The following is a 24,534-nucleotide window of genomic DNA, read 5'->3' as shown; positions in this document are numbered from 1 at the left end:
CCGTGTCCGACCAGACCCTGAAAGGCATTCTGCTTGCCTTTGCCGCCTTCGCTGCCTACGCATGGAGCGATGCGAGCGTTAAACTCATAGAAGGCCAGATTTCGCCGATCGAATCGGCCTTCTTCGGCGCCCTGTTCGGCTTTGCTGCCCTGCCCTTCATCCGCAAACACAACGACCGCTGGGTGGATATCGTCAGAACGACGAACCGCCCCTTGTGGATCATCCGCTTTTTTGCCGCCGGCACCGGCGCAGTCGGCAGCGTGACCGCCTTCACCCATCTTTCCATGGCGGAAGCCTTTGCGTTGATCTTCCTGCTCCCTTCCTTCGTCACCATCATGTCGGTGGTATTCCTGAAGGAACAGGTGGGCATAAAGCGCTGGTCGGCCGTCATCATCGGTTTCCTCGGTGTACTGGTCATCCTGCGGCCGGGCTTCCGCGAACTCGGCATCGGCCATCTCGGCGCCATCATCGGCGGCTTCAGCGGTGCACTCAGCATCGTCATCTTCCGCGCCATGGGACCGTCGGAAAAGAATGTCTCGCTTTATGGTGCCGGTGTGCTCGGCTGTCTCACCATAAGCGGCATCGCCATGGTGCCGACTTTTGTCATGCCAGCCGGCGAGCAATGGCTGCTGCTGGCGGGATATGGCCTGCTCGGCGCTCTTGGCAACGTACTGGTCATGTATGCCGCCCAATATGCGCCCGCCGCCATGATCGGCCCGACGCAATATAGCCAGATGCTCTGGGCCATCCTGTTCGGTTACCTGATTTTCGGCGACCGTATCGACGGATGGATGCTGGTCGGCATCGCCCTCATCGTCGGCTCCGGCCTATTGACGCTGATCCGCGAGAAGCAGAGAAAGGTGCCGCTGCCCGCTTCGATCGCTGCCACCGACCAGAACGTTGCCGTCGGCATCACGCCGGAAAATCCCTCATAAGTTCGCCCCTCATAGGTTTGAAAAACGAGACCTGGCGGCTTGCACCATAAATATGGCGTGTTCCGCCACTGCGATGGCACGATGCGCGACCTATGTTGGCACTCTCCAAGAGCAAGAGGTGCCGACATGAACATACGAACCCAACCGACCGCCCTCGTTACCGGCGCGTCATCCGGCATGGGCAAAAGCATCGCCAAACGCCTGATCGCCGATGGCTATCTCGTCTATGTCGCCGCGCGCAGCATCGACAGGATGGCGGACCTGGAAAAGCTTGGCGCGATTGCGCTGCGCATGGACATCTCAAGCGACGAGGACATCGTCGCCGCTGTCGCCGCGATTACCGCACGATCCGGTGGCGTCGACGTGCTGGTGAACAACGCCGGCTACGGGCTTTACGGCCCGGTCGAGGAGATTCCGCTCGACGAGGCGCGCTACCAGTTCGAGGTCAACGTCTTCGGCACCGCCCGTCTGACACAGCTCCTTATGCCGGCCATGCGCGCAAGCGGCAAAGGCACGATCGTCAACATCACCTCGATGGGCGGCAAGATCTACACCGTTCTGGGTGCCTGGTATCACGCGACCAAACACGCACTGGAAGGCTGGTCGGACAGTCTGCGGCTGGAAGCCGAGCCATTCGGCATCCGCGTCGTGGTGATCGAACCGGGCCTGATCGAGACCGGTTTCGGTGCGGCCGCAGCGCAGGGTCTCCTCGAACGCTCGGCAAACGGCCCTTATGCGAACATGGCGCAGAGCGTTGCGGCTTCCATGGACCGAAGCTACGGTAAGGGTATGGGCACCGATCCCGAGGTCATTGCCGACGTGGTGAGCAAGGCGGTCAGGTCCGCCCGCCCGAAGACACGTTATGCGGCCGGCAAATACGCCCGGCTGATGATCGGCGTGCGCAAATGGTTCGGAGACCGGGCCTTCGACAGGCTGATCAGAAGCCAGATGTAGAAAGAAGGCCGGAGGTCGGATCATGAGCAGGGATTTGAGCGACAGGTGCAGGCTGCCCCAGGCTTTCTGGCGGGCGGCGGAGCGTATGGGGCTGCCCGCTCCGGCCCTGCTGCGGCAGGCGAAGCTTCCCGCAACGCTGCACATCGCCCCGGATGCATGGTTGACCACGGCGCAATATTTCGACCTGTGGCGGGCGGTCGAGGCCCTGTCGCAGGATTCGGCCATCGGCCTGCGGATGACGGTCGAGACAGACACGGCGATGCATCCACCCGCCACCATGTCAGCCTTCTTCGCCCGCGACTATCGCGACGGGCTGCACCGGCTGGCCCGCTTCAAGCGACTGTGCACCCCGGAAGAGCTTTCGGTAACGGAAAGCGACGGCGAGGCCCGGATCGCCGTAAGATGGTTGCACACTGACGAGGCCGAGCCGGATGCTGCGGCCGACATCACTTTCGCCGCCCTTCTCGAACTGGGGCGGCGGGGCACCGGCAGACACGTCACCCCGGTTCGGGTGGAGATGATTCGCCGTGGACCTGTTTCCGACGTCCATCGGAGTTATTTCAATGCACCCATCCGCACCGGCTGTTCGCAGAATGCCATGGTGCTGAAACGCGACGATCTCGATCTTCCCTTTGCCGGGCATAATCCAGAACTGCTGGCTATACTGGAGCCCGCACTTGCGGCCTCCCTTGGCGAGATCGAGGCGCAATCCTCGCTGCCGGAGCAGGTCAAGATTCTGATCAAACGCCGCATCGCAAGCGGCAAGCCGGAGATTTCCGAGGTGGCGCGTGAACTTGGCATGAGCGAAAGAACCCTGCAGCGTCGTATCACCGAACAGGGATCGAACTATCGAGCGCTCATTGAGCAGGCGCGGCAGGAACTCGGTCGCGACCTGCTTTCAGACAAACGCAATGGAATTGAAGAGATAGCCTTCCTACTCGGTTTTCAGGACACCGGCTCGTTCTATCGGGCATTTCGAACGTGGGAAGGCGTGACGCCAGCCCAGTGGCGAGGGAGACACTGACATTGAACAGAGCGTCGTCAGCTACCGGCCAAAGGCCGGAAGCTGCCTCTCGCTTTCCGCGTCGCGCGGCTCATTGCGCCTGCCGGATTTCACGACCTAGTCGCAAACCCTGGCCCGATACATATCGCCCCAGCCATTCTGTCGCCAGACGACGTGGCAGCGCGGATAGGCGGGCTGATAGATCACCGGCGGGCCATAAACCGGCGGGCCGTAAAATGGCTCTCCATAATACGGGCCGCCATAGGAATGCCGCGCCCCGGCGACGATGGCGCCACCGATAATCGCTCCGGCGATACCTGCGGCAATGCCGCCGCCATGCCCGTGTCCAAAGTGGTTGCGTGCTTCCGCCTGGTTGGTGGTGGCAATTGTGGTGCCCGCAATTGTCAAAGCAACCAGACCTGCGGAGGCGAACCTGTTCATCCTGGTCCACATTGTCTTGCTCCTTCGTCTTCCCACTCACGCATCATATTGAGCGCAATGCAGGAGATGAAAACAAGACTACGCCCGCCGAAGCTACCGGCGCATGTCCGTTTCATTACATCCCGGTAATGTTTGCGGAGCCTCCGGGGCTGGGAGGTTCATAAAGCAGATGGATGTCGGAGGTTTCGATGTTGGTTTGTCTGGATGTGCTTTAGGTGTTGGTTTTCGGGAGCTTGTTCATTGACGGCGGGCGACGCGCGTGGGGCTTACCCCCTCTGCCCTGCCGGGCATCTTCCCCACAAGGAGGGAGATCGGCAAGCGGCACTACCACAGCTTCATTCGCCAACGTTGAGATGGGCGAGACCTTTGCCACAGATCGATCTCCCCCCTTGTGGGGGAGATGCCCGGCAGGGCAGAGGGGGGGGGTAAAGCGACACACGCCCTATGACCAATGCCCGCCCCGGAAAGCTCACATCTACGACCGCGCCAGCTCCGCCAGCTGCGTCATGATCATCGCCGCGCCCGCCAGACGCTTTTCCGGCGTCGGCAGATCGCGGGTCAGGAACAGGCTGTGGTCGGGCCGGATCTTTGCCATGGAGCCCTGCTTGCCAATATAGGACACGAGTGCCGCCGGGTTCGGGAATTCCTTGTGGCGGAATTGCAGCACCACGCCCTTCGGCCCGGCATCCACCTTCTCGACATTGGCAACACGGCAGAGCGACTTGATGTAGACGATCTTGAGGAGATGCTGCACCTCTTTCGGCAACGGGCCGAAACGGTCGATCATTTCCGCACCGAAACCATCGATCTCGCTGATATCGGCAAGCTCGCCGAGACGGCGGTAAAGGCCCATGCGCAGATGCAGGTCGGGAACGTAATCTTCCGGGATCATCACGGAGGTGCCGACCGATATCTGCGGCGACCAGCCGCTGTCGCGTACCTCTTCGTCGCCCTTCACCTCGGCAACGGCCTCTTCCAGCATCTGCTGGTAAAGCTCGAAGCCGACTTCCTTGATATGGCCGGACTGTTCCTCACCGAGCAGATTGCCCGCGCCGCGAATATCGAGATCGTGGCTCGCCAGCTGGAAACCGGCGCCCAACGTATCCAGCGATTGCAGCACCTTCAGCCGCCGCTCCGCCATCGTCGTCAGCACCTTGTTGACCGGCAGGGTAAACAGCGCGAAGGCGCGCACCTTGGAGCGGCCGACACGGCCACGCAGCTGGTAAAGCTGTGCGAGACCGAACATATCGGCGCGGTGCACGATCAGCGTATTGGCGGTCGGCACGTCAAGACCGGATTCGACGATGGTGGTCGACAGCAGCACATCATATTTGCCGTCGTAAAAGGCGTTCATGATGTCTTCAAGTTCGCCCGCCGCCATCTGGCCATGCGCCACGGCCACCTTCAGTTCCGGCACATCCGATTGCAGGAAAGCATGGATATCGGCGAGATCGGCAAGCCGCGGGCAGACATAAAAGCTCTGGCCGCCGCGATAATGTTCGCGCATCAGCGTTTCGCGGATCACCAGCGGATCGAAGGGCGAAATGAAGGTGCGCACCGCCATGCGATCGACAGGCGGCGTGGTGATGAGCGACAGTTCGCGAACACCGGTCATGGCCAGCTGCAAGGTGCGCGGAATGGGCGTCGCAGAGAGCGTCAGCACATGCACGTCGCTCTTCAGCTCCTTCAGCCGCTCCTTGTGCTTCACGCCGAAATGCTGCTCTTCGTCGATGATGAGCAGGCCGAGATTGGCGAAGTTGATGCCCGCGCCAAGCAGCGCATGGGTGCCGACGACGATATCGGTCTTGCCATCGGCCACTTCCTTTTTCGTCAGCGTCAGTTCCTTGGACCCGACAAGCCGCGAGGCCTGCTGCACCCGGATCGGCAATCCACGAAACCGCTCGGAAAACGTGCGGAAATGCTGGCGGGAAAGCAGCGTGGTCGGCACCACCACCGCTACCTGTACACCGTTCATCGCGGCAAGGAAGGCGGCGCGCAGCGCCACTTCGGTCTTGCCGAAACCAACGTCACCGCAGATGAGGCGATCCATCGGCCGGCCAGCACCGAGATCCTCGCGCACCGCCTCGATGGCGTTCAGCTGGTCTTCGGTCTCGTCATAGGGGAAACGGGCGGCAAATTCGTCGTAAAGCCCGTCCGGCGCAACCAAGGCCGGCGCGTGGCGCACCAAGCGCGCTGCCGCAATGCGGATCAGCTCGTCGGCCATGTCGAGCAGGCGCTTCTTAAGCTTGGCCTTGCGCATCTGCCATGCGCCGCCGCCCAGCTTGTCGAGCGTCGCTTCCGCCGCATCGGAACCGTAACGGGAAAGAAGATCGATGTTTTCGACCGGCAGGAACAGCTTGGCATCGTCGGCGTAATGCAATTCCAGACACGCACGCGGCGCACCCGCCGCCTCGATGGTCTGCAAGCCGACGAAACGACCGATGCCGTGTTCGGCGTGAACAACCAGCGACCCCTCGTCCAGACCCGCCACTTCGGAGATGAAATCCGCGCCGCGCTTGCGGCGTTTCGAGCGCCGCACCATGCGGTCGCCGAGAATATCCTGCTCGCCGATGACCGCCAGCGTTCCGGTTTCAAACCCGGCTTCGAGGCTCAGAACCGTTGCGGCCGCCTCACCCTTGCCAAGCTTTTCCACCTCTTTCAGCGATGTCACCGGCTTGATGTTTTCAAGCCCATGCTCGTTCAGGACCTGCAGCAACCGGTCGAGCGAACCTTCCGACCAGCCGGTGATCAGCACCTTCCAGCCCTTGGCGCGGCGCTCGGCAATATGCTTTACCGCCAGATCGAAAACATTGACCCGCTCTTCGCTCTCGCCTTCGGTTGGCGGACGCGCCCACCGTGGCCCGACATGGGCATCGAGCGTTGCGACGGGGTGGCCTTCGCTATCGTGTTCATTGAAGGGCGTCAGCCGCACAGCATTGACGCCGGCGAGCATCGCATCGAAGCTCTTGCCGTCGAGATAAAGTTGGCCCGGCGATACCGGCTTGTAGGGCGCGCCCTGCGTCGAACCCTTGGTTTCGCCGGAAGCCCGGCGCGCCTCGTAATAATCAAGCACCAGCTTGGAGCGCTCTTTTGCGGCTTCCCTTGCTGTGTGATCGGTGACGATGCGAAAACCTTCGAGGTAGTCGAAAGCGGTTTCCAGCTTCTCGTAAAACAGCGGCAGCCAATGCTCCATGCCGGCATATCGGCGGCCTTCGGAGACGGCCTGATAAAGCGCGTCGTCACGGGTCGCAGCGCCAAACAGCGACAGGTAGTTCTTGCGGAACCGGCCGATCGTATCCGGCGTCAGCGTCACTTCGCTCATCGGGTTCAAGTCGAGCGAACGCGCCTGGGCAATGGTGCGCTGGCTGGCCGGATCGAAGGTGCGGATGCTCTCCAGCGTATCGCCGAAGAAATCGAGCCGCACCGGCTCTTCCGTACCGGGAACGAAAACATCGAGAATGCCGCCGCGCACGGCGAATTCGCCCACTTCACGCACCGTCGCCACCCGGTCGAAACCGTTGCGTTCCAGCCGCGCGGCAATCTCTTCCATGCGTATCTGGTTGCCGGGCTTCGCCGAGAAGCCGAGGCTGCCGATAATATCCCGCGGCGCCATCTTCTGCAGCATGGCGTTGACGGTGACCAGCACGATGGCCGGATGCGGCTTTTTCGCGTGAGCAATCAGACCGGAGAGCGCCGCCAGCCGGCGCGCCGAAGTGTCGGCGCTCGGTGACACGCGGTCATAGGGCAAACAGTCCCAGGCCGGCAGCGTCATGACCGGAATATCAGGTGCGACGAAACCGAGAATCTGTTCGAGATCGGCGACCCGCTGGCCATCCGACATCACGTAAGCCACCGATGTGCCTGCCCGTGCCATGTCGGCAAGCAAAAGGGCTTCCATGCCGGAAGGCACATTTCCGATGGTCAGCGGCGTATCGGCCGACATCACCAGCTTTGCATCGAATCCGGCTATCATGTTTCAGGCCTTCAGGGTTTCGGCGGTGACGAGATCGAAATCGGGACGGTAGGAGGCGATCTTTTCAAACAACGGTGTGCGGAATTTTTCCGGCACCGGCTGCGCGCCTGTCACCATCTGGACGAGGTCGTTATCCTCTTCCGCCATGATGATCTCGAGTTCGTCGAGCTGATCATCCGAAAGCCCGGCAATATTGTCTTCCGCGAATTGCCCGAGCACCAGATCCATCTCGCGAATGCCCCGGTGCCAGCAGCGGTAAAGGATCCGCCGGCGTCTCGGATCAAGGTCGGCACTCGTGCGCACCAGTCCAGTCATCGCATTCACCTTTCGGTTGGCTATTCAACAGGATGTTGACTGCGACCTCCTATAGAACAGGAGGCGAACGCTTGGGAACCGGTTTTTATCGAAATAATGCCACGGCAGTGAAAATCTGCCGGTGATAACCCGCCTTTGTCAGCCCCCAAGTCTTGCATAACGCGTCCCCTTCCCCGATTTTGCTGACCCATGCGCCCGGCCATTCTCGATCCGCTGTTTGCCTCCGTCTCCACCCTTGCCGGTGTGGGGCCGAAGCTTGCCGATCTTCTGGCCAAGCTATTGAGCCGGGAAAGCGCCGACGACACCCGCGTCATCGATCTCCTTTTTCACGCGCCATCCAACGTCATCGACCGACGCAATCGCCCCGGCATTGCGCTGGCGGCCCCCGGCGCCATTGTCACCATTCAGGGACGCGTTGACCGCCATCAGCCGCCGCCCGCAGGCAACCGTTCTGCACCCTATCGCGTCTTCCTGCATGACGAGACCGGCGAACTGGCTCTGACCTTCTTCCGCGCCAAGGGTGACTGGCTGTCCAAGGCCCTGCCAGTGGACGAAGAGGTTCTCGTCAGCGGCAAGGTGGACTGGTTCAACGGCCGCGCCTCCATGGTGCATCCGGATTTCATGGTGAAGCTATCAGAGGCGGAAAACCTGCCTTTGGTGGAAGCCGTTTATCCCATGACCGCCGGGCTGTCTGCCAAGGTGCTGCGCAAGGCAATCGAAGGCGGGCTTTCAAAGCTGCCGGTCTTTCCCGAATGGATCGACGAGACACTGAAGACGAGGCAGGGCTTCGGCGATGTCGCCTCAAGCTTCCGCGAATTGCACGACCCGCGCGACAGCGCCGATATCGATCCGCAAGCTCCGGCGCGCAGGCGGCTGGCCTATGACGAATTCCTTGCCGGACAGCTGTCACTGGCACTGGTGCGCCAGCGGCTGCGCAAGGTGGCTGGCCAGCCGATCCGTGCCAAGGGTGATGTCGCCGCAAAAATCCTGTCGCAGCTGCCCTTCTCGCTGACCGCAAGCCAGAGCGCTGCGGTGAAGGATATCCTCACCGACATGGCCGGCGAAGACCGCATGTTGCGGCTGCTGCAGGGCGATGTCGGCGCGGGCAAGACATTGGTGGCCCTGATGGCCATGGCGACCGCCGTGGAGGCCGGCGGACAGGCGGTGCTGATGGCACCGACCGAAATCCTCGCCCGGCAGCACTATGCCACCATCTCCAAACTCGCCAATGCGGCAGGCATCACCGTCGAGGTTCTCACCGGACGCACCAAGGATAAGGAGCGCCGCGAGATCGAGGAGCGCGTGGCGTCAGGCGAAGCACAGATCGTCATCGGCACGCATGCGCTGTTTCAGGATAGCGTCGCTTACAAAAACCTCGTGCTCGCCGTAGTGGACGAACAACACCGTTTCGGCGTGCACCAACGCCTGCGCCTCACCGCCAAGGGCATCACGCCACACATGCTGGTCATGACCGCCACGCCCATTCCGCGCACGCTGGTTCTGGCCGCCTTTGGCGACATGGATGTTTCCAAGCTCACCGAAAAGCCCGCCGGTCGCAAACCCATCCAGACCGTGACAATCCCCACCGAACGCATCGGCGACATTGTCGAGCGGCTGCGCGCAGCGCTGAAGGACGGCAAAAAGGCCTACTGGATTTGCCCGCTGGTGGAAGAGACGGAAGAGTCCGACCTGATGTCTGCGGAGGAACGCCACGCGGTTTTGTCGCAGATGCTCGGCGCCAATATCGGCCTTATCCATGGCCGCATGAGCGGCCCGGAAAAAGACGCCGCCATGCTCGCCTTCAAGAGTGGTGAAACCCGGCTGCTGGTGGCAACGACGGTGGTGGAAGTCGGCGTCGACGTGCCGGATGCGACCATCATGGTCATCGAACATGCCGAACGTTTCGGCCTCGCCCAGCTGCACCAGCTGCGCGGCCGCGTCGGGCGCGGCGACGAGGCCTCCACCTGCATCCTGCTCTACAAGGGACCGCTCAGCGAAAACGGCCGCGCCCGGCTCTCCATCCTGCGCGATAGCGAAGACGGCTTCCTGATCGCGGAAGAGGACTTGAAGCTACGCGGTGAAGGCGAGCTGCTCGGCACCCGCCAGTCCGGCACGCCCGGTTTCCGCATCGCCAGCCTCGAGGCGCATGCCGACCTTCTGGAAATCGCCCGCAAGGACGCGGCCTATGTCATAGAGCGCGACCCCGAACTGACAGGTCCGCGCGGCGAAAGCCTGCGCACCCTGCTCTATCTGCACCGCCGCGACGAAGCGATCCGCTTCCTGCACGCCGGCTGAAAGTTTTGACCATCATGAACATGATCGACCCACGCCGCCCACCACCCGCCTTCCGCAAGGGCTACGCGCTCTGCTCGCCGCAAAATATCCTGCAGCCTGAGACCTTTGCAAAAAGCCCAAAAAAGGCGGTCGGCAAGGCCTTCAAGAAACCCGGCCGCAAGAAAGCGTGGAGCCAGGCGCTGGAAGAAGGCTGGAGCGTGCGGCTTGTCTATATGCGGCTTTTCGTTCCCGTATTTCACGCGACGACGACGGGCACGGAGGTGGAGGATCTGGATGACGAGGATTGATCAGCACTCTAGGAGCGTTGTTTAGTCAGAGCGACGAAGGCCATCGCTGCGATGTTTGGATGATCGTCAGAATTTCGATATCACCGCTGACACGATAGGCAATAATGTAGGAAATGTCAGATAGCACGGCTTCCCGCGTTCCCTTGATCCGCCCCACCCGTCCCATAGCAGGCTGATCAAGCAACATATCGACTGCCGAGACAAGGCGGGAAATCACACGGGCCGCAGCGGCTGGATTGTCCGCTTCGATATGCGCACCGATTTCATCGAGCCGTCGCAACGCCCGCAACGTCCATCGAATTTTTCGACCGCTCATGACGACCGCGTAGACCTGACGTATTTTCCGACGATGTTTGCCAGTTCTTCCGGCGTCCCGAACTCGCCGCGATCGGCCTCCGCCAATCCTGCCTCGATCTCGGCAAGCTGCCACTCTTCGCGGGCCACAAAGTCCTCAATCGCCCGCGCCGCCATGTAGGACCGCGAGCGATCGAGCTTTTCTGCCAGCTGATCAAGCTTGTCAGCAACCTCGTCCGGCAGGCGTACTGTAAACGCAGTCATGGGTGCAGCCTCTTTCGGTTCACTATGATTATTGGTGAACCACATTGGTTCGTCAACCGCGCGACATTTCACCCCTGAGTGACAATGGAGCAAGGGATCGGATAGGCGCGAATATCATCAAACCGGCGCAATCGCCTTCGGTGGCGTGAAATCCGGGGCCACCAGACCGCCGGATATCAGCAGTTTCGCCGCATCTTCCGGCGTCATGTCCAGCATCACGATCTTGTCCTTCGGCACGAACAGCAGGAAGCCCGCCGTCGGCACAGGGGTCGGCGGCAGGAAGACGGCGACCATCTCCTGGCCCATCTCGTTGAACCGGTGGGCAAGCTCGCCCTTCGCCTCGGAGGCAACGAAGACCATTGCCCAGGTGCCGGGGGATGGAAACTCGATCAGGCCGACCTTCTTGAAGGAATTCGCATGCTCCTTCAGAACGGATTCGAACAGCTGCTTGATGCTCTTGTAGATCGGCCGCACCAGCGGCATGCGGTTGAGAATGGATTCGCCGACGCCGACGATCCATTTGCCGATGAGGTTATTGCCGAGAAAACCGATGAGGGTGATACCCACGACGGCGATCAGCAGCCCGAAGCCGGGGATCGCCACATCGAAATATTGCTCGGGATCGTAACGGGCGGGGATATAGGGTTTCACCCAGCTATCCGCCCATTGCAGGAAGCTCCACACCAGCCACATGGTGATGGTGACGGGCGCGAGAATGAGAACGCCCGTGAGGAAGCTGTTGCGCAGACGGGCTGCGAAGGATATTTTTACTGGAATTTCAGTCATTTACCGTTCGGAATTAAGCGTTTTCGCCATCGAAACCCGGATGAAAACCGACAATGCCGGATGGAGTTCCGCCATGCAAGCGAAGAACTGTGAAATATTCGTCAGGAATCCCCGCCGCACTCAAGCCTTCGAGGTGGCGAAAACCGAAGCGTCCATAATAATCCGGATCACCCGCGACAACGCAGCCCGAGGCACTCAGCCGGTCCAGTGCAGCAAGCCCTTCTTGCACCAGCCGTGAACCGACGCCCTGCCCCTGCCTCTCCGGTGCCACGGAGAGCGGCGCAAGGCAGAACCAGCCGCTCTCACCGCTGCTCAGCGTGACCGGTGAAAAACCGACATGGCCGATAATGCCTTCGCTGTCTTCCGCCACCAGCGAAACCACCAGAGCACCGGCGGCGCGCAGCCGCGCAACGATCAGATGTTCGGTCCTGTCGCTGTAATCGACGTTACGGAAGGCATCTTCCGTAACGCGGGCAATTGCCCCTTCATCACCCTGCCGTTCCGGCCGGATGATCATTCCACGGTCACCGATTTCGCCAGATTGCGCGGCTGGTCGACATCCGTGCCCATAAAGACCGCGGTGTGGTAGGCGAGCAGCTGGATCGGCAGCGAGAAGACCATCGGTGCGATGAGTTCATCAACAGTCGGCAGGGTGATCGTCGCCATGGTGTCAAGCTTGGAGGCGGCAGCCCCCTTCTCGTCGGTGATGAAGATGATTCTGCCCCCGCGCGCGGCGACTTCCTGCATGTTCGACACGGTCTTTTCGAAGAAGCGGTCATGCGGCGCAATAACGATAACAGGCATGTTCTCGTCGATCAGCGCGATCGGCCCGTGCTTCAACTCGCCGGCGGCATAACCTTCGGCGTGGATATAGGAGATTTCCTTGAGCTTCAGCGCGCCTTCCAGCGCCAGCGGGAAGCTGGTGCCGCGCCCGAGATAAAGCACATCCTTGAAGCGCGACAGATCACGCGACAGCGCCTCGATCTGCGGCTGGATGCTGTTGAGAACCTTGCTCATGATGCGCGGCATCTCGGTCAGGTGGCGAACCAGTTCGGTTTCCTGCTGAGGTGTGATCGTGCCGCGCGCCTTGCCGGCGGCAACGGCCAGCGAAGCGAGCACGGCAAGCTGGCAGGTGAAGGCCTTGGTGGAAGCAACGCCGATTTCGGGACCGGCGAGGATCGGAAAGATCGCATCCGATTCACGGGCCATGGTCGATTCACGCGTATTGACGACGGCGCCGATCTTCAGCCCCTCCTGCTGGCAATAGCGCAGGGCCGCCAGCGTATCGGCGGTTTCGCCCGATTGCGAAATGAACAGCGCCGCCTGCGTGGGAACAAGCGGGATCTCGCGGTAACGGAATTCCGAGGCGACATCGATTTCCACCGGCAGGCGCGCATAACGCTCGAACCAGTATTTACCGATCAGACCCGACAGATAAGCCGTGCCGCAGGCGGAAATGGCAAGGCCGGAAAGCTTGGAAAAGTCGATGGCCTTGTCGGCATCCTTCACCGTCTTGGAGGCGAAATCCACGTAGTGGCTGAGCGCATGGGAAATGACTTCCGGCTGCTCGTAGATTTCCTTTTCCATGAAGTGGCGGTGGTTGCCCTTGTCGACCACATAGGCCGTCGCCTGAGAAATCTGCCGCTCGCGCTTCACAGGCTTGCCGGAAAAATCGATGATCTCAGCACCCTGTCGGGTCACGATGGCGCAATCGCCATCCACCAGATAGGTGATCTCGTTGGTGAAGGGCGACAGCGCGATGGCATCCGAACCGAGGAACATCTCACCACGGCCATAACCGACGGCAAGCGGCGGGCCGGAGCGCGCCGAAAGCAACGTGCCGGGATCATCCTGAAACATGACGACCAGCGCATAGGCGCCGGTAACGCGGTTCAGCATCTTCAGCATCGCTTCGCGATGGCCAAGCCCTTCGCGGGTATATTTCGCCAGAAGCTGCGCCACCACTTCAGTGTCCGTCTGGGTGGTGAAGGTCGCGCCCTCGGCGGTCAGTTCTTCGCGCAGTTCGGAGAAGTTTTCGATGATGCCATTATGAACAACGGCAACGCCTTCGACGAAATGCGGGTGGGCATTGGTCTCGTTCGGTACGCCATGCGTCGCCCAGCGGGTGTGGGCAATACCGACCACACCCGGCAACGGCTTTTCCGAAACCAGCTTTTCCAGGTTGAACAGCTTGCCTTCCGCCCGGCGGCGATCCATCGCGCCATTGTCGATGGTGGCGACACCAGCCGAATCGTAACCACGATATTCGAGACGCTTCAGCGCATCGACAAGCCGTTCAGCAACAGGCTGGGTTCCGACTATTCCGACAATTCCGCACATATATTTCTCCAGACGGCGATCTCTTCGCCGAAACTACTAACCGTTTCTCCGAAATCAGCAATTATCCCGCCGGTCACTTTCGGTATCGCTCGGTAACGTCTTTCAAGAGGCCTTTTTCTTGGCTTCTTTCAGCGCTTTCGCCCGCTCACGCACCACGGTTGCCCGGCCCGGCTTCACTTCCTGGCGCGCACGCCCGAAGGCCAGCGCATCATCGGGAACGTCATCGGTAATCACGCTGCCGGATGCGATGTAAGCGCCTTCTCCAATCGTCACGGGTGCAACCAGCGACGAGTTCGAGCCGACAAAACTGTTCGCGCCGATCCGCGTTTCAGCCTTGTTGTAACCGTCGTAATTGCAGGTGATGGTGCCCGCACCAATATTGCTGCCGGCACCGATGAAGGCATCACCGATATAGGTCAGATGGTTAACCTTGGCGCCCTCGCCGATTTCGGCCTTCTTGACCTCACAGAAATTGCCGACCTTGGAATTGGCATGCAGGTTGGCGCCTGGACGCAACCGCGCATAGGGACCGACGGTCGCACCTTCCGCAACATGAGCACCTTCCAGATGCGAGAACGCATGGATGACGGCACCCGGCTCGATCGTCACGCCGGGACCGAACACGACATTCGGCTCGATCAGGGCATCCTGGCCGATCTTCGTATCGAAGGAGAGGAAAACCGTCTCGGGCGCGATCATCGAAACGCCGTCCACCATCAGCTCATGGCGGCGGCGCTCCTGCCACAGCTTCTCGATAAAAGCCAGTTCGGCACGGTTGTTGCAGCCAACCAGCTCGGTTTCCGGCGCATCGATGGCCACGGCGCGACGGCCGAGCGAACGGGCAATTTCAACGATGTCGGTGAGATAATATTCGCCTTTAACGTTGCTGTTGCCGATCCGGTCGAGCAGATCAAGGGCATTACGCCCGTTGATCGCCATCAGGCCGCTATTGCACCAGGTTACCTTGCGTTCTTCGTCGGTTGCGTCCTTTTCCTCGCGGATCGCCACCAGCTCGCCATTCTCAACCAGCAACCGGCCATAACCTGTCGGACGCTCGGTGTGGAAGCCGATTACGGCCACATCGGCACCGGCGGCAATCGCCTCGCGCGCCCGATCGAGCGTCGCCGACGTGATGAGCGGTACGTCGCCATAAGCGACGATCAGGTCATCGAAACCGCGCTCGATGGCTGCGCGTGCGGCAAGAACCGCATGGCCGGTGCCTTTGCGCTCCGTCTGCACGAAAGCCTCGACCTCAAGACCCCTGAGGCTGGCAGCCGCGGCAACATTGTCAGCATCGCGCCCGACCACCAGCGCCACGGCACCAACGCCCGATCCAGCCACAGCCTCCACCACATGCGCAATCATCGGCCGCCCGGCAACCGTGTGCAGCACCTTGGATTTCGACGACTTCATGCGCGTGCTGTCGCCCGCAGCGAGAATAACGGCTAGAGAGCTGCGCTCCATAAGACCTCCAACACCCCGTTACCGGCCGCAGGGCAGCCGGGACAGTGGCATGTGTTTGACTTAACGCCAGCCGGTTGAACAGACAGGCGCATCGGTAATTACGTTCCGGCATTGCTATAACGGCGGCCCACTTAAGAAACCATGCAAATCCACACCAAAATTTCCGCACCGATTTTCATCAAACGTGATCAGCGGCGGGAAGAAGTGATTTATTCAGCGCGGGTGACGGGCGGTGAATTGCAGGACCTGCTGACGACCATTTTCAATCAGCCTGCCCATTTCGCGGCGCGCCGCGGCCTCATCACGCAGACGAAACGCCTCGACAAGCCTCAAGTGAGAGGCGGACACATCGGAAATCTCGTTGGGATCGGCTTCCGGATTGCTCATCCGGAAAATGCCCGCCAGCGCCGCCTTGATCAGCGAACCGACGGTGCGCATGAACGGATTGCCGGACATTTCGGTGATGAGCACATGGAAATTCATATCCGCCAGCGCCCGTTTTTCCTTGGAATAAGCCGTATTGCCCATCTCGTTGGCGTAAGCAGCGAGCTTGGCGATATCGGCGTCTTTTGCCCTGAGCGCGGCAAGCCCCGCGCCATAGGGTTCGAAAGCCTGACGGATATCATAGAGATGCAGCAGGAACTCGTCGCTGACACCTGCCTCGAAGTGCCAGAGAAGCACTTCGCTGTCGAACATGTTCCAGCTTTCGCGCTCCGTCACCCTTGTGCCGATGCGCGCCTTGGGGGAAATCATGCCCTTGGCGGTCAGCGTCTTCATCGCTTCGCGCAGCACCGTGCGAGATACTTTCAGCCGCTCCATCAGCTCGGCATCCCCAGGCAATATCTCACCCGTCCTGAAAGTACCGGAGACGATATCGAGACCGAGCTTGTGAACGACCTGTGCATGATTTGTCCGCAGCTTTCGAAAACCAATCGCCGCATCGAGCATTCCGCGCTGCAAGTGCCATGTCCTTCCGTTCGGTTGGCGACCTTAAAAAAATCGCGCCAGACGTGTGTATCTCAAGTCAGATTATAGTGAAAAACATCAAGTCGCATGAAAAGCAAAGGTAAACTGCATCCATGCAGTAAAACGCATGAAAATAAGCAAGGCCGCACATTTCTCATGTGCGGCCTTGCTTCAGTAGCGATAGATAATCCGCATTATTGCGGCAGCTTGTCGTCCACGCCGGCAACGTAGAAGTTGAGGCCGAGCAGAACCTTGTCCTCAGCCTTTTCGCCAGCCTTCAGCCACTCCGAGCCGTCCTGCTTCTTCACCGGGCCGGTGAAGGGATGCAGCTCGCCCGACTTGATCTTGGCTTCGGTTTCCTCAGCCATCTTCTTCACGTCGTCAGGCATGTTGGTGTAGGGCGCCATGGTCAGGATACCGTCCTTCAGGCCATCCCAGATGGATTCAGACTTCCAGGTGCCGTCAAGCAAAGCCTGCGTGCGCTTGATGTAATAAGCACCCCAGGTGTCCTTGATGGCGGTGAGCTGGGTCTGCGGACCGGCTGCGATCATGTCGGAAGCCTGACCGAAGGCCTTGATGCCACGCTCGGCGGCAACCTGCATCGGAGCCGTCGTGTCGGTGTGCTGCGTCAGGATATCGACGCCCTGGTCGATCAGCGCCTTGGCCGCATCGGCTTCCTTGCCGGGGTCGAACCAGGTATTGGCCCAGACGACCTTGAGCTTGAAGTCCGGGTTGACCGACTGTGCGCCGAGCACGAAGGCGTCAATGCCCATCACCACTTCCGGGATCGGGAAGGACGCGATGTAGCCGGCGAGACCCTTCTTCGACATCTTCGCGGCGATCTGACCCTGAATGTAACGGCCTTCATAGAAGCGCGCATTGTAGGTCGCGACGTTTTCAGCGGTCTTGAAGCCGGTGGCGTGCTCGAACTTCACCTTGGGGAACTTCTGGGCAACCTTCACGGTCGCATCCATGAAGCCGAAGGAGGTGGTGAACACCAGTTCGCAGCCGGAACGGGCCATACGTTCGATGGCGCGTTCGGCATCCGGGCCTTCCGGAACGCTTTCAAGGAACGGCGTTTCGATCTTGTCGCCGAAATGCTTCTGCAGCTCTTCGCGACCGATCTCATGCGCCTGTGTCCAGCCGCCATCGGTGCGGCTGCCGACATAGATGAAGCAGACCTTCTTGGCGTCGGCGGCTTCCGCCGAGGAAACGACGCCGCCGAGCGCCGCGACGGAAGCGGCAAGTGCGATGACCAGTTTTTTCATTTTTACCCCTGTTGGTTTGGAGACTTGAGGATTCTTCTTCACCTGTCCGGCACGAAGGATTTGCCCAAAGATGCCGGTGTGTTGATCAAGGTCGTGCGGCGATTATGCGAGATGATGACCAGCACGACAATAGTTGCGAGATAAGGCATCGCCGAAAGCAGCTGCGACGGTACGCCGATGCCGAAGGCCTGCGCATGCAACTGGCCGATGGTGACGGCGCCGAACAGATAACCGCCCGCCAGCAGGCGCCACGGACGCCATGAGGCGAAAACAACGAGCGCCAGCGCAATCCAGCCGCGCCCGGCCGACATGTTTTCCACCCATTGCGGCGTATAGACCAGCGACAGCTGTGCGCCCGCAAGACCGGCGCAGGCGCCACCGAACATGACCGCCAGATACCGTGTGCGGATGACATTGATGCCAAGCGCATGGGCCGAGGCGTGATTGTCACCGATGGCGCGGATCTTCAGGCCCGTGCGGCTTTTGAACAGGAACCAGCTGATGCCGAACACCAGCGCGATGGACATGTAGAAGATCAGGTCCTGCCGGAACAACAGCGGACCAAAAAACGGGATCTCCGACAAGACAGGAAAGACGATCGGCTGCAGCTTGATACCAGGCAGGCCGACGAAACTCTCGCCCAGCATGCCGGAGACGCCGAGGCCGAGAATGGTGAGCGCAAGACCCGTCGCCACCTGATTGGTGACAAGCGTCAGCGTCAGGAAGCCGAAGAGCAGCGAAAACACCGCGCCCGAGGCAATGCCGGCCAGAATGCCGAGATAGGGCGAACCCGTCATATGCGTCGCGGCGAAAGCGCAGACCGCGCCCATGATCATCATGCCCTCAACGCCGAGATTAAGCACGCCCGAACGTTCCGCCACAAGCTCGCCCGAAGCGGCGATGACAAGCGGGGTGGCAGCGGTGATGACGGTGAGAAGAATGGCCTGAAGCATATCCATCATGCCGCTCCTTCTTTACGATGTGTCTTGCCGGCAAAGACCACCCGGATGCGATAGAAGATCAGCGTATCGCAGGACAAAACGAAGAACAGCATCAGCCCTTGAAATACCCGTGTCACCTTGTCGGAGACGCCGATCGAAAGCTGCGCCGCCTCACCCCCGAGATAGGTCAGCGCCAGCACCAGCCCGGAAAGGATGATGCCGAGCGGATTGAGGCGGCCGAGAAAGGCGACGATGATGGCGGTGAAACCATAACCCGGCGAAATGCTGGGCTGGAGATGGCCGATGGAACCGGAAGCTTCCGAAATGCCCGCAAGCCCGGCCAGTGCACCCGATAACAGCAGCGAAAACCACACCATGCGGCTGGAGGAAAAACCGGCAAAGCGCCCTGCCCGCGCCGATTGGCCAAGCACGGTAACTTCAAAGCCCTTGAGCATGTAGCGCATCATGAACCACAGCGCGATGGCCGCGACGATGGCGAACACGAAACCCCAATGCGCCCGGCCCGAGGCCAGCATTTCCGGCAAAACCGCGCTGTCGTTGAAGGGCTTGGTCTGCGGGAAATTGTAACCGCCGGGATCGCGCCAGATGCCACGCGTCAGCCAATCAAGGAAAAGCTGCGCGACATAGACCAGCATCAGGCTGACGAGGATTTCATTGGTGTTGAACTTCGTTTTCAACAGCGCCGGAATACCGGCATAAAGCGCGCCGCCGACAGCGCCCATCACCATCATCAGCGGCAGGATGAGCGGCGAGTGCCAGTCGGGATAAAGCACCGGCAGGATGGAACCGGTAATCGCGCCGATGGTGAATTGCCCCTCCGCGCCGATATTCCAGTTATTGGAGCGATAACAGATCGACAGGCCGACGCCGATCAGGATCAGCGGCGCAGCCTTGATCGCCAGCTCATGCAGCGACCAGACCTCGAGCAGCGGCTCGACGAAAAAGGCGTAAAGCGCGTGAGCCGGATTTTTGCCGAGCATGGCGAACATGACAGCGCCGACAAGCAGCGTCAGCACCAGCGCCAGAAGCGGCGAAAGCAGGGTGAAAAGCTTCGAGACCCCCGCGCGTTTTTCAAGCTCAATGCGCATGCTGGGCGGCTCCCGAATGTGACGTGTGAATGCCGCCCATCAAAAGGCCGATCTTTTCAAGCGTCATCTCTTCCACCGGATGGGCATCGGAGAGCTTGCCATCGGAAATGACCGCGATATTGGTGGCGACCTCGAAGATTTCATCGAGATCCTGGCTGATGACGATGACGGCCGAGCCAGCCTTGGCAAGATCGACCAGCGCCTGGCGGATACGGCTTGCCGCCCCTGCATCCACACCCCAGGTCGGCTGATTGACAACAAGCACCGCCGGCTGACGGTCAAGCTCGCGCCCGACGATGAACTTCTGGAGATTGCCACCGGAAAGCGATCCCGCCAGCGGATCGGCACCGCTCTTGCGCACATCCATGGTTTCCGAAATGCGCCGCGCCGCCGCCCGGATGGCCGAGCCGCGGATGATACGCAGGAAACCGCCGGTCAGAAACGCCTTGCGGTCGGAACGCGCCCGCGCCAGCAACAGATTGTCGGAAAGGCTCATGCCGGGAACCGCAGCGTGACCGTGGCGCTCCTCCGGCACGAAACCGGCACCCATCAGACGCCGGCCATTGATGCCGATGCGACCAACCGGCTTGCCGCGCAGATGGATGGCGTCATTATTATAAACGGGATATTCGCCAGAGAGTGCATCGAACAGCTCGCCCTGCCCGTTTCCGGCCACTCCGGCAATCGCCAGCACTTCACCGGCGCGTACATTCATTGAAATCGACTTCAAGGCCACAGCAAAAGGCGTACGCGGCGCAACCGAAAGCCCCATGACCTCGATCTGCGGTGCACCGAGCGCCTCGCCCGTTGCGCGCGAAACACTGGCGACATCGCTGCCGACCATCATGCGCGCCAACGACGCCGGCGTTTCCTTGCGCGGATCACACGCTCCCGTCACCTTGCCGTGACGCAAGACGGTGGCGCGATCACAGATGCGCTGCACTTCTTCGAGGCGATGGCTGATATAAAGCACCGAGCGGCCTTCGGCCTTCAGCTTTGCCAGCGTCTCGAACAGCTTGTCGGCCTCCTGCGGCGTCAAAACCGAGGTCGGCTCATCGAGAATGATCAGGCGCGGGTTCTGCAACAAAGCGCGGACGATCTCGATGCGCTGGCGCTCGCCGACCGAAAGATCGGCCACATGCGCATTGGGATCGAGCGGCAGACCATAGGCCCGCGACAACGTTTCCGCCTCCTTGGCAATTTCCTTCAGCGAAATTTTCGGGTCGAGCGACAGGGCAATGTTTTCAGCAACCGTCAGCGCCTCGAACAGGGAAAAATGCTGGAAGACCATGCCGATACCGAGCCTGCGGGCCTCGCTGGGCGAGCCCACGGAAACCGGCTGGCCTTGCCAGATGATGTCGCCTTCCGTCGGCGCAAGGACGCCGAACAGCATCTTGACCAGCGTCGACTTGCCGGCACCGTTTTCACCCAGAAGCGCATGGATTTCGCCCGGCGCAATATCGAGATCGATACCGTTGCAGGCGGCGAAATTGCCGAACAGCTTTGTCAGCTTGCGAACCGACAGGAGAGGCGTGGCCTCTGGCGCCAGATTTCCAGTCACTGATCCCCTCTTTCACCGGCTGTCCACGCTTTCTTCGAAGCATTTCAACAACAGTGGTCATTGTTCCCAATCCGGCGGCAATGCGTATGCAATGCTACGGGACCATGATTTATTGATAACCGTTTTGCTGCTGCGCACAACAGAAAAAGAAACTGCTTAAATGCAATTTGCACAAGCAATAAACGGCTTTAGATTTTTCTTACTTCGCGCCGAGCGAGGGGAAGAACTGCAAGATTCCACCGATGCAATAAAGATAGATGCCGCTCGTGACGAATGCGATCACCGCCCATGTCGGCGTTTCGAAATGCGCCAGCAGCGCATAACCGCCAAGTGCGCACCAGACGAACACGACGGCCAGATTGAGCGGACGCAACCTCTTCACCCGTACCGGATGCAGGAAGTTGATCGGCAGGAATGTCAGGAAAACCGAGACCGTGACGACGGTCATGGCCGTTGTTGCACTCGCATCCATGACGAACAGCGTGAAAACCACCATGTTCCACACGACCGGAAAGCCAGAGAAGAAATATTCATCCGTCTTCATGCCCATATCGGCATAATAAATGGCGCTAGAGACCACGATCATGCCGGCGGCCACAAATGACAACGGCTCGCCGATCATGCCGCTCTGGTAAAGCGCAAAGGCAGGCAACAGCACATAGGTGACGTAGTCGATGATATTGTCGAGCGTATCGCCGGACCAGTTGGGCAGAACTTCCTTCACCCGTACCTTACGGGCGATGGGTCCGTCGATACCATCGACCAGAAGCGCAAGCCCCAGCCACCAGAACATATCGACGAAACGATGCTCGGCAGCGGCGACGACGCCGAGAAAAGCCAGGAACGAACCGGACGCCGTGAGCATATGCACGGAAAAGGCGCGGATTTCCGCGTAGGGAACACGCTTGTAGTTGAAAATTTTCATGGTCAGCGTCTGCGCCCCGCTTTTCATCCGCCCTGTTCATTCCGGTATGCGGCCATTCACCACGCTTTGCAACCGGCTCAATCCGCTTATCCTAAGACTAATATAGTGGCGCAACCAACGAATGTTTGCGCCCGGATGTTCCGGCGTCCAAGTGGATTTACCTGCGCAAAGCCTCTATGATGCTCTGGAAATAACAACGGATCAGGACCATGAGACACTTCGATATCGCCATCACCGGTGCGGGACTTGCGGGCCAGATCGCCGCCATAGCACTCGCCCGGGCCGGCCGCCACGTGGCGCTCGTTGCTCCTTCAAGCGAGAAGAAGGACCAGCGCACCACGGCGCTGATGGACCAGTCAATCCGTTTCATGGACCGTCTCGGCCTGTGGTCACGCATCGCGCCTGCCGCAGCGCGTCTTTCCACCATGCAGATCATCGACGGTACCGACCGCCTGCTGCGCGCGCCGACGGTGCAGTTCCGCTCCTCCGAAATCGGGCTTGATGCTTTCGGCTGGAATATTCCCAATGAGGCGCTGCTCGGTGTTCTCTCGGAAGCCGTCGAGCAGGAACACAATATTACCCGTCTCGACACTTTCGCCGAAACGATCGACATCGGTAACGATCGCATAACGGTGACGCTGGCGAATGGCGAAACGCTATCGGCCGATTTTCTGATCGGCGCCGATGGCAGGAAATCGATGGTGCGGGACACGGCCGGTATCGGTGTCAAATCCTGGTCATACCCGCAGACCGCCATCGTCCTGAACTTTGGCCATAGCCGGCCACACGGCAATGTCTCGACGGAATTCCACACGCCCACCGGGCCTTTCACCCAGGTTCCCCTGCCCGGCAACCGTTCCAGCCTCGTCTGGGTCGTCACGCCGCAGCAGGCCGAGGAACTGACGGCGCTGCCGCTGGAAGCCCTGAGCCTCAAGGTCGAGGAACGCATGCAATCCATGCTCGGCGCGGTTACCGTCGAAAACAGCGTGCAGGCATGGCCGCTGTCTTCCATGACAGCGCACCGCTTCGGCAAGGGCCGCGTGGCGCTGATCGGCGAGGCCGCGCATGGCTTTCCGCCCATCGGCGCGCAGGGACTGAACCTCAGCCTGCGCGACATCATCGTGCTGACGGAACTGCTGGGCGCCGTCTCCGACCGGCCGATCGCAGCGGATGCCGGCAGCAGCTTCGACCGCAAACGGCGGGCGGATGTCTATAGCCGCACCCTGAGCGTCGATCTCCTGAACCGCTCGCTGCTTTCGGATTTCCTGCCGGTGCAGATGGTGCGCGCGGCGGGCCTGCATGTGCTCTCCGGCATCGGCACGCTCAGAAGCATGGTCATGCGCGAAGGCATCGAACCGGGTCGTGGGCTGAAGGCTCTGCCCTCGCTGCTGTTCGGCAGCTTCAAAAAGGCTGGATGAAATACACCACGCCGGTCAGCGTGAAGACCGACAGCACCGTCGAAATCAGGATCGTCGCCGACGCCCGCTCCTGCCAGACATGATATTGCTGGCCGATGACGAAGACATTCGTCGCGGTCGGCAGCGCCGCCAATAGCACGGCGGAATAAATCCACACCGGTTCGAACCGCCCGAGCGACGACAGGACGAGATAAGCGGCAAGCGGATGCAGGATCAGCTTTGCCGGCACGATATAGCTGATCTCCACCGGCACCCGTTTCATGGGCCGAAGCGCCAGCGTCACGCCCATGGCAAACAGCGCGCAGGGTGCTGCTGATTGCGCCAGATAATCCACCAGCCGCTGGACCGCCTCCGGCGGCTGCCATGACAGCGAAGCGGCAAGAAATCCGGCAATCACCGAGACGATGAACGGGTGAGTGATGACCTTGCGCGCCACATCCAGCGCAAGCCTTCCAGCCGAGCGCTTGTCGCCGCCCGCAACCGCCATCATCGCCGGTGCGACGATGAAATGCGCGGCGTTTTCAAGGCAGACGATCAGCGCCACCGGCACCGCCGCTTTTTCACCGAGCGCCAGAAGCGCAAGCCCCGGCCCCATGTAACCGATATTGCCGTAACTTGCCGCGAAACTCTGGATCGTGGTTTCGGCGAGGCTGTTCTTGCGGATAAACCGGCCGATCAGGAACACCAGCAGAAAAATGCCATAGGTGCAGGCAAGGCTGGCGGCGACGAAATCCATCCGCGCCAGCTCTTCCACCGGCGTTTTCGACACCAGCTTGAAAAACAGCGCCGGTAAGGCCGCATAGATGATGAAGGTGTTCAGCCAGCCCATCGCCTCGACCGGCTGCCTGGTGATGCGCGCCGCACCGTAACCGATGAAGATCAGGCCGAAAAACGGCAACAGCAATCCAACGATATCAGCCACGGTCATTCCTCAAGAGCATTTCCAGTAAAAGTGCGTAGCGGTTTTACGTCCGGAAAATGCGTAAAACAAAGAG

At 60.5% G+C, this 24,534-nt stretch carries 22 protein-coding genes; 6 read left to right on the top strand and 16 right to left on the bottom strand.

Features of this window, described 5'->3' with window-relative positions; genetic code table 11:
• The first annotated feature begins 2 nt into the window (after nt 1–2).
• The 3 genes from M0412_RS04045 to M0412_RS04035 all read left to right on the top strand — a co-directional run bounded on the left by M0412_RS04045 (nt 3) and on the right by M0412_RS04035 (nt 2,913).
• On the top strand, nt 3–935 hold the full coding sequence (locus tag M0412_RS04045; protein ID WP_269699742.1) for a DMT family transporter: 933 nt from the start codon (nt 3–5) through the stop codon (nt 933–935).
• Between the two features lie 126 nt (nt 936–1,061).
• Entirely contained in the window at nt 1,062–1,889 is an 828-nt protein-coding gene (locus tag M0412_RS04040) for an oxidoreductase (protein ID WP_269699743.1), read from the top strand.
• Nucleotides 1,890–1,974: 85 nt separating this feature from the next.
• Nucleotides 1,975–2,913 (top strand): AraC family transcriptional regulator, encoded by a 939-nt coding sequence (locus tag M0412_RS04035; protein ID WP_269699837.1) that lies wholly within the window; start codon nt 1,975–1,977, stop codon nt 2,911–2,913.
• A 96-nt stretch (nt 2,914–3,009) separates the two neighbouring features.
• Here M0412_RS04035 and M0412_RS04030 read toward each other — a convergent pair whose 3' ends face one another.
• The 3 genes from M0412_RS04030 to M0412_RS04020 all read right to left on the bottom strand — a co-directional run bounded on the left by M0412_RS04030 (nt 3,010) and on the right by M0412_RS04020 (nt 7,621).
• A complete protein-coding gene (locus tag M0412_RS04030) occupies nt 3,010–3,345 on the bottom strand; it encodes a hypothetical protein (RefSeq protein WP_269699744.1) in 336 nt (111 codons plus the stop codon).
• Between the two features lie 463 nt (nt 3,346–3,808).
• Nucleotides 3,809–7,306, bottom strand: a complete 3,498-nt coding sequence (gene mfd, locus M0412_RS04025; protein WP_269699745.1) for a transcription-repair coupling factor — start codon at nt 7,304–7,306, stop codon at nt 3,809–3,811.
• A 3-nt stretch (nt 7,307–7,309) separates the two neighbouring features.
• Nucleotides 7,310–7,621 carry a succinate dehydrogenase assembly factor 2 gene (locus tag M0412_RS04020; RefSeq protein ID WP_142840069.1) on the bottom strand — a complete coding sequence of 104 codons (312 nt, stop codon included), beginning with the start codon at nt 7,619–7,621 and terminating at the stop codon, nt 7,310–7,312.
• Between the two features lie 189 nt (nt 7,622–7,810).
• Here M0412_RS04020 and recG point away from each other — a divergent pair, with 189 nt between their 5' ends.
• Both recG and M0412_RS04010 read left to right on the top strand, forming a co-directional pair.
• The gene (gene recG, locus M0412_RS04015; protein WP_269699746.1) at nt 7,811–9,916 is read left to right on the top strand and encodes an ATP-dependent DNA helicase RecG; all 2,106 of its coding nucleotides are present in this window, start codon (nt 7,811–7,813) and stop codon (nt 9,914–9,916) included.
• 14 nt (nt 9,917–9,930) lie between these two features.
• Nucleotides 9,931–10,203 carry a hypothetical protein gene (locus M0412_RS04010; protein WP_269699747.1) on the top strand — a complete coding sequence of 91 codons (273 nt, stop codon included), beginning with the start codon at nt 9,931–9,933 and terminating at the stop codon, nt 10,201–10,203.
• Nucleotides 10,204–10,228: 25 nt separating this feature from the next.
• Here M0412_RS04010 and M0412_RS04005 read toward each other — a convergent pair whose 3' ends face one another.
• The 12 genes from M0412_RS04005 to pcsA form a co-directional block, all read right to left on the bottom strand.
• Nucleotides 10,229–10,519, bottom strand: a complete 291-nt coding sequence (locus M0412_RS04005) for a type II toxin-antitoxin system RelE/ParE family toxin (RefSeq protein ID WP_269699748.1) — start codon at nt 10,517–10,519, stop codon at nt 10,229–10,231.
• Complete coding sequence (locus tag M0412_RS04000; RefSeq protein ID WP_269699749.1) at nt 10,516–10,761, bottom strand: CopG family ribbon-helix-helix protein; 246 nt, start codon at nt 10,759–10,761, stop codon at nt 10,516–10,518. The genes M0412_RS04005 and M0412_RS04000 overlap by 4 nt, the downstream gene beginning before the upstream one ends.
• Before the next feature lie 117 nt (nt 10,762–10,878).
• Nucleotides 10,879–11,547, bottom strand: coding sequence for a DUF502 domain-containing protein (locus M0412_RS03995; RefSeq protein ID WP_142840074.1), 669 nt, complete (start codon nt 11,545–11,547; stop codon nt 10,879–10,881).
• A gap of 13 nt (nt 11,548–11,560) precedes the next feature.
• Nucleotides 11,561–12,064, bottom strand: a complete 504-nt coding sequence (locus M0412_RS03990) for a GNAT family N-acetyltransferase (RefSeq protein ID WP_269699750.1) — start codon at nt 12,062–12,064, stop codon at nt 11,561–11,563.
• Nucleotides 12,061–13,887: a glutamine--fructose-6-phosphate transaminase (isomerizing) gene (gene glmS / locus M0412_RS03985; protein WP_142840076.1), complete on the bottom strand. Its 1,827-nt coding sequence runs from the start codon at nt 13,885–13,887 to the stop codon at nt 12,061–12,063. Before glmS ends, M0412_RS03990 begins: the two co-directional genes overlap by 4 nt.
• Nucleotides 13,888–13,989: 102 nt before the next feature.
• The gene (gene glmU, locus M0412_RS03980) at nt 13,990–15,351 is read right to left on the bottom strand and encodes a bifunctional UDP-N-acetylglucosamine diphosphorylase/glucosamine-1-phosphate N-acetyltransferase GlmU (RefSeq protein ID WP_269699751.1); all 1,362 of its coding nucleotides are present in this window, start codon (nt 15,349–15,351) and stop codon (nt 13,990–13,992) included.
• A 213-nt stretch (nt 15,352–15,564) separates the two neighbouring features.
• Entirely contained in the window at nt 15,565–16,299 is a 735-nt protein-coding gene (locus M0412_RS03975; RefSeq protein WP_142840659.1) for a FadR/GntR family transcriptional regulator, read from the bottom strand.
• A 212-nt stretch (nt 16,300–16,511) separates the two neighbouring features.
• Nucleotides 16,512–17,585 (bottom strand): BMP family ABC transporter substrate-binding protein, encoded by a 1,074-nt coding sequence (locus M0412_RS03970; RefSeq protein ID WP_142840078.1) that lies wholly within the window; start codon nt 17,583–17,585, stop codon nt 16,512–16,514.
• Between the two features lie 38 nt (nt 17,586–17,623).
• A complete protein-coding gene (locus tag M0412_RS03965) occupies nt 17,624–18,544 on the bottom strand; it encodes an ABC transporter permease (protein ID WP_052819852.1) in 921 nt (306 codons plus the stop codon).
• Nucleotides 18,544–19,635, bottom strand: a complete 1,092-nt coding sequence (locus M0412_RS03960) for an ABC transporter permease (protein WP_110756991.1) — start codon at nt 19,633–19,635, stop codon at nt 18,544–18,546. The genes M0412_RS03965 and M0412_RS03960 overlap by 1 nt, the downstream gene beginning before the upstream one ends.
• Nucleotides 19,625–21,184 carry an ABC transporter ATP-binding protein gene (locus M0412_RS03955; protein ID WP_142840660.1) on the bottom strand — a complete coding sequence of 520 codons (1,560 nt, stop codon included), beginning with the start codon at nt 21,182–21,184 and terminating at the stop codon, nt 19,625–19,627. The genes M0412_RS03960 and M0412_RS03955 overlap by 11 nt, the downstream gene beginning before the upstream one ends.
• A 211-nt stretch (nt 21,185–21,395) precedes the next feature.
• Nucleotides 21,396–22,121 (bottom strand): phosphatidylcholine synthase, encoded by a 726-nt coding sequence (gene pcsA, locus M0412_RS03950; protein WP_142840079.1) that lies wholly within the window; start codon nt 22,119–22,121, stop codon nt 21,396–21,398.
• Nucleotides 22,122–22,330: 209 nt separating this feature from the next.
• Here pcsA and M0412_RS03945 point away from each other — a divergent pair, with 209 nt between their 5' ends.
• Nucleotides 22,331–23,539, top strand: coding sequence for a UbiH/UbiF family hydroxylase (locus M0412_RS03945; RefSeq protein WP_269699752.1), 1,209 nt, complete (start codon nt 22,331–22,333; stop codon nt 23,537–23,539).
• Here M0412_RS03945 and M0412_RS03940 read toward each other — a convergent pair.
• Nucleotides 23,523–24,461 carry an AEC family transporter gene (locus M0412_RS03940; protein WP_269699753.1) on the bottom strand — a complete coding sequence of 313 codons (939 nt, stop codon included), beginning with the start codon at nt 24,459–24,461 and terminating at the stop codon, nt 23,523–23,525. The two genes, M0412_RS03945 and M0412_RS03940, sit on opposite strands and share 17 nt — an antisense overlap.
• Between the last annotated feature and the right edge of the window lie 73 nt (nt 24,462–24,534).

The organism is Agrobacterium sp. O3.4, assembly GCF_041414895.1.
GTDB lineage: Bacteria > Pseudomonadota > Alphaproteobacteria > Rhizobiales > Rhizobiaceae > Agrobacterium > Agrobacterium cucumeris.
This window is presented reverse-complemented; position numbering and strand designations above follow the sequence as displayed.

Coding starts and splice junctions, on each gene's coding strand:
- M0412_RS03995 (WP_142840074.1), bottom strand. CDS start 11,547: ATGACTGAAATTCCAGTAAAAATATCCTTCGCAGCCCGTCTGCGCAAC.
- M0412_RS04040 (WP_269699743.1), top strand. CDS start 1,062: ATGAACATACGAACCCAACCGACCGCCCTCGTTACCGGCGCGTCATCC.
- M0412_RS04020 (WP_142840069.1), bottom strand. CDS start 7,621: ATGACTGGACTGGTGCGCACGAGTGCCGACCTTGATCCGAGACGCCGG.
- M0412_RS03970 (WP_142840078.1), bottom strand. CDS start 17,585: ATGAAAAAACTGGTCATCGCACTTGCCGCTTCCGTCGCGGCGCTCGGC.
- M0412_RS04005 (WP_269699748.1), bottom strand. CDS start 10,519: ATGAGCGGTCGAAAAATTCGATGGACGTTGCGGGCGTTGCGACGGCTC.
- mfd (WP_269699745.1), bottom strand. CDS start 7,306: ATGATAGCCGGATTCGATGCAAAGCTGGTGATGTCGGCCGATACGCCG.
- pcsA (WP_142840079.1), bottom strand. CDS start 22,121: ATGAAAATTTTCAACTACAAGCGTGTTCCCTACGCGGAAATCCGCGCC.
- M0412_RS03975 (WP_142840659.1), bottom strand. CDS start 16,299: ATGCTCGATGCGGCGATTGGTTTTCGAAAGCTGCGGACAAATCATGCA.
- M0412_RS04010 (WP_269699747.1), top strand. CDS start 9,931: ATGAACATGATCGACCCACGCCGCCCACCACCCGCCTTCCGCAAGGGC.
- M0412_RS04000 (WP_269699749.1), bottom strand. CDS start 10,761: ATGACTGCGTTTACAGTACGCCTGCCGGACGAGGTTGCTGACAAGCTT.
- M0412_RS04030 (WP_269699744.1), bottom strand. CDS start 3,345: ATGTGGACCAGGATGAACAGGTTCGCCTCCGCAGGTCTGGTTGCTTTG.
- M0412_RS03965 (WP_052819852.1), bottom strand. CDS start 18,544: ATGGATATGCTTCAGGCCATTCTTCTCACCGTCATCACCGCTGCCACC.
- M0412_RS03990 (WP_269699750.1), bottom strand. CDS start 12,064: ATGATCATCCGGCCGGAACGGCAGGGTGATGAAGGGGCAATTGCCCGC.
- M0412_RS04035 (WP_269699837.1), top strand. CDS start 1,975: ATGGGGCTGCCCGCTCCGGCCCTGCTGCGGCAGGCGAAGCTTCCCGCA.
- glmU (WP_269699751.1), bottom strand. CDS start 15,351: ATGGAGCGCAGCTCTCTAGCCGTTATTCTCGCTGCGGGCGACAGCACG.
- glmS (WP_142840076.1), bottom strand. CDS start 13,887: ATGTGCGGAATTGTCGGAATAGTCGGAACCCAGCCTGTTGCTGAACGG.
- recG (WP_269699746.1), top strand. CDS start 7,811: ATGCGCCCGGCCATTCTCGATCCGCTGTTTGCCTCCGTCTCCACCCTT.
- M0412_RS03960 (WP_110756991.1), bottom strand. CDS start 19,635: ATGCGCATTGAGCTTGAAAAACGCGCGGGGGTCTCGAAGCTTTTCACC.
- M0412_RS03945 (WP_269699752.1), top strand. CDS start 22,331: ATGAGACACTTCGATATCGCCATCACCGGTGCGGGACTTGCGGGCCAG.